The 3150-nt window shown below is 64.3% G+C and carries 5 protein-coding genes; all 5 read right to left on the bottom strand.

Annotated elements, in window-relative coordinates; all coding sequences use genetic code 11:
* Positions 1-796 (bottom strand): type II secretion system minor pseudopilin GspK (gspK, locus tag ACJWXQ_RS01070; RefSeq protein WP_406671960.1); only part of this gene is annotated, 796 nt, incomplete at its 3' end.
* The gene (gene gspJ / locus ACJWXQ_RS01065; RefSeq protein ID WP_346050896.1) at positions 793-1434 is read right to left on the bottom strand and encodes a type II secretion system minor pseudopilin GspJ; all 642 of its coding nucleotides are present in this window, start codon (positions 1432-1434) and stop codon (positions 793-795) included. The genes gspK and gspJ, both read right to left, overlap by 4 nt.
* The gene (gene gspI / locus ACJWXQ_RS01060) at positions 1431-1916 is read right to left on the bottom strand and encodes a type II secretion system minor pseudopilin GspI (protein ID WP_406671959.1); all 486 of its coding nucleotides are present in this window, start codon (positions 1914-1916) and stop codon (positions 1431-1433) included. Before gspI ends, gspJ begins: the two co-directional genes overlap by 4 nt.
* Positions 1913-2461, bottom strand: coding sequence for a type II secretion system minor pseudopilin GspH (gene gspH / locus ACJWXQ_RS01055; RefSeq protein ID WP_406671958.1), 549 nt, complete (start codon positions 2459-2461; stop codon positions 1913-1915). Before gspH ends, gspI begins: the two co-directional genes overlap by 4 nt.
* Before the next feature lie 8 nt (positions 2462-2469).
* Complete coding sequence (gspG, locus tag ACJWXQ_RS01050) at positions 2470-2919, bottom strand: type II secretion system major pseudopilin GspG (protein ID WP_346050899.1); 450 nt, start codon at positions 2917-2919, stop codon at positions 2470-2472.
* Between the last annotated feature and the right edge of the window lie 231 nt (positions 2920-3150).

The following is a 3150-nucleotide window of genomic DNA, read 5'->3' as shown; positions in this document are numbered from 1 at the left end:
CGGCCAGTCCATCCCGCACCGGCGGTCCAAAGATGTCATGGAAGTCACTCACGGATTCAAATCCACCAGCTTCCTGCACCTCCAGTATCCGGTCCACCTGCGCCTCATCGGGGTTGGCGGCCAGTGATCGCAACACCGGAGCAGTGGCCGTGTTGACGTTGATCCAGCTATTGTCGTCTTCGGTCGGCAGGGCAGTGACATGGGGCGCGATCTGCTCGAAGACTTCCGGGTCCTGGAAGCCGGCGACCAGGCGCAACTCCGTCACGCTCTGAAAGCCCTGGTTACCTGCCCGATAGGCGGGATCAAAGCCGAGGTAAGTGCCGTCTTCGGCCCCCATCATGCCCCGTGGCTCCTGGTCATAATCGATCCAGTCGACCACCGGGTCGGCCAGCTCCGGGTCCAGCTCCAGTGTTTCCAGCAAGACGCGGAACTGCTGGTAGGCCGCCTCGTTTACATGGCCATTGGCCTGGACCAGATTGTTGAGATTGAATCGGCCCTGGCGGTCCTCCATGCGGGCCAGGATCTGCCCGCCGTCCACTGGCAGGGGCGGGATCTCGTCGGCCCAGGGCTGATCCAGGCTGTGGTGTTCCAGCTCCATGCTCGCCCGGCGCAGCAGGTGGCCGGCGAGGTCTTCCGCCCCTCGCAGGTATTGATGGGCCTGGCCCACGTGCAATACCGCCTCGGTTCTGTGCCGGTCGAGGAAGGTCCGGTAGGCCAGGTCGGCGGCTATCACCGCGGAAATGGCCACCACGACCAGAGCGGTGATCAGGGCCACGCCCCGCTGCTGACGCCTCATTCCATCCTCCCCATCACGCCGGGGACTTCCATGACGCGCCGCAGGCGTCCCATGTCCTCGGTCTCAATGATGATTTCCATTGCCCGTGGCATGAGAAAGGGATCGGCCTGGAAACCCGCGGCCGCCGGCGGCCAGTCATCCTGCCATTCCCCGCCGGGATCCAGGAAGCGCACCTGCAAGCTGACCACGTCTTCCAGAAGCGGCATCACCAGTGGCTGAGTGTCCGGCGCCCGGTCCAGTACCGGCCAGGCAAAGCGGGTCAGGGTGTCACCATCCAGGCCCCAGCCAACCCGCTGAAGGCTGGCCCGGGGCTGCTGGAGGGGGTTGCGAACACCGCCACGGGTGAATTCGAGCTGGGTTTCCATGTAGCCGCCCCCGGAGACGGCGGGCTCGAAGTCGCCATGCGAGGCGCCACGAATGGGCCGGGGGCGGATCTGCTCCAGGTCCCGGGTCAGCAGGGTCATGGTCTGCTGCACGGCCCGGAAGCGCTCCATGGCGGTGGTGGTCAGCTCCTGCTGGCGCACCATGCCGGCCATTGCCGTCCATGTCATGACCCCGAGAATGGCAAAAATGGCGATCGCCACCATGATTTCGAACAGGGTAAAGCCCCGGTGTTGTCGTCGCCCACCCATAATCATCTTGAGCGCCCCCCGGTTGGAGGCGGTGGCGGGGTGCCGCCGCCATTATCCTCGTCCGGGTCGTAATCCGGGTCCGGCGGCACCGAGGGAATGAAGCGTGGAATACCCTGGATTTCCTGGGGTCGACCAATGAAGCCCAGCACGGTGGCCACGCTGCCTTCGGCATCCCGGTCGGTTCTCACCCGGACCTGAATCCGGCGCAGATCATCGTCCTGGGTATTCTCGACCTCCATGGTCCAATGCCATTCCCGGCCGGCCATGTCCTCATTGCCCTCGGTGCGACCAGTGGAGGGCCAGCCGCCTTCCAGCCGCAGTTCGGCGATACGGTTCTCCGCCACCCACTGGGCAATGCTGGTATCCCGAAGCTGGGCGGCCTGGCTGACCGTGGTGCCGGAATTGGCCAGCACGGCGGTCAGGGCAATGGCGACCACCGCCAGGGCAACCAGCACCTCTAGGAGGGTAAAGCCACGCGCCGTTCTCATCGGCGCACCCGCCGGTCCTGATCCCTGGGCTCGCCATCCTCTTCACGCCAATTGCGCAGGCGGCCATGGGGCTGACCTTCAAGCACGACACCATCCACATCGCTGCGATGGCGAAGGATCAGGCGAAAGGGTGTCATCTCTCCGGTGCCCATGAGCAGGATCTGCGGTTGGGATTCGTCTTCGTCATAGAGGGCCAGGTCAACCTGGCGGCCTTCGATTCGCAGTTCGGGCTGCAGCCCATCCGGCCACTCCCGCCGGCGGAACTCATCCCGGTCCGCCTCTACCCAGGCCCCGTCAACGAAGCGCAGGAAGCGAAAGGCCCGGGTGCTGAAATGGAGGCCGTATTCCGCCCCTTCAATCATGGCCCGGTCGGCAGCCAGTTGCAGCAGCGCCTCCAGCCGCTCCCGTTCTTCATCGGCGGGATCGTGCTGGCTGAGCCGGTCCACGGAGATCATGCCGATGGCCACCACCACCGAGATGATGACCATCACCACCATCACCTCGATCAGGGTGAATCCTCGGGACGCTGGGTGTCTGAAGTCCACCGTGTGGCTCAGTCGATATCCCAGTTGCCGATCACGGCGTCCACCCCTTCACCCCCTTCGCGGCCGTCGCGGCCAAGGGAATAGAGGTCGAATTCTCCGTGCTGACCCGGGTGGACATAACGATACTCGCGGCCCCAGGGATCGGTAGGCAGCCGATCCATGTAGCCGCGCCAGTTGACCGGCTCCGGGGAGCCACTGGGCTCACTCACCAGGGCTTCCAGGCCCTGATCGGTGCTCGGGTAGTTGTGGTTATCCATCCGGTAGAGCTGCAGCGCCTGCTCGATGGCACGGATATCCTGGCGAGCCTTGGCAATACGGGCCTCATCCGGACGGTCCATGATGCGGGGCATGACGATCCCGGCGAGAATACCGAGAATCACCACCACCACCATGATTTCAATGAGCGTGAACCCCCGATTACCGGAACGTTGCGACAAGGCGGCGAAACGATTGGACATGGCTGTTACCGATTCCTGTAAAGTCTGACGTTGGTACCCCGCCGCCGGCCCCGGACCCCCATGGGCCGCCGACGATGATTTTCACAAAGCGCCATGATAGCGCAGTTACGGGCCCCGGTGACTAGCCCCCGTATGCGGCCCTCCATGAAATTCGAGTGTTGCCGTCAGGCCGAGTTCCGCCTGGGGCAGGCCTCGCGCAAATCCCCCCGGCACGGCTATACTATTTGGCTT

The organism is Natronospira sp. (assembly GCF_007134575.1).
In the GTDB taxonomy this organism is placed as follows: Bacteria; Pseudomonadota; Gammaproteobacteria; order Natronospirales; family Natronospiraceae; genus Natronospira; species Natronospira elongata.
Note: the sequence above shows the minus strand (reverse complement) of the source record. Positions and strands in the feature narration are given on the sequence as shown.

Excerpts from the sequence above, each read along its gene's own strand:
- gspJ (WP_346050896.1), bottom strand. The coding sequence starts at position 1,434 with ATGATTATGGGTGGGCGACGACAACACCGGGGCTTTACCCTGTTCGAA.
- gspI (WP_406671959.1), bottom strand. The coding sequence starts at position 1,916 with ATGAGAACGGCGCGTGGCTTTACCCTCCTAGAGGTGCTGGTTGCCCTG.
- gspG (WP_346050899.1), bottom strand. The coding sequence starts at position 2,919 with ATGTCCAATCGTTTCGCCGCCTTGTCGCAACGTTCCGGTAATCGGGGG.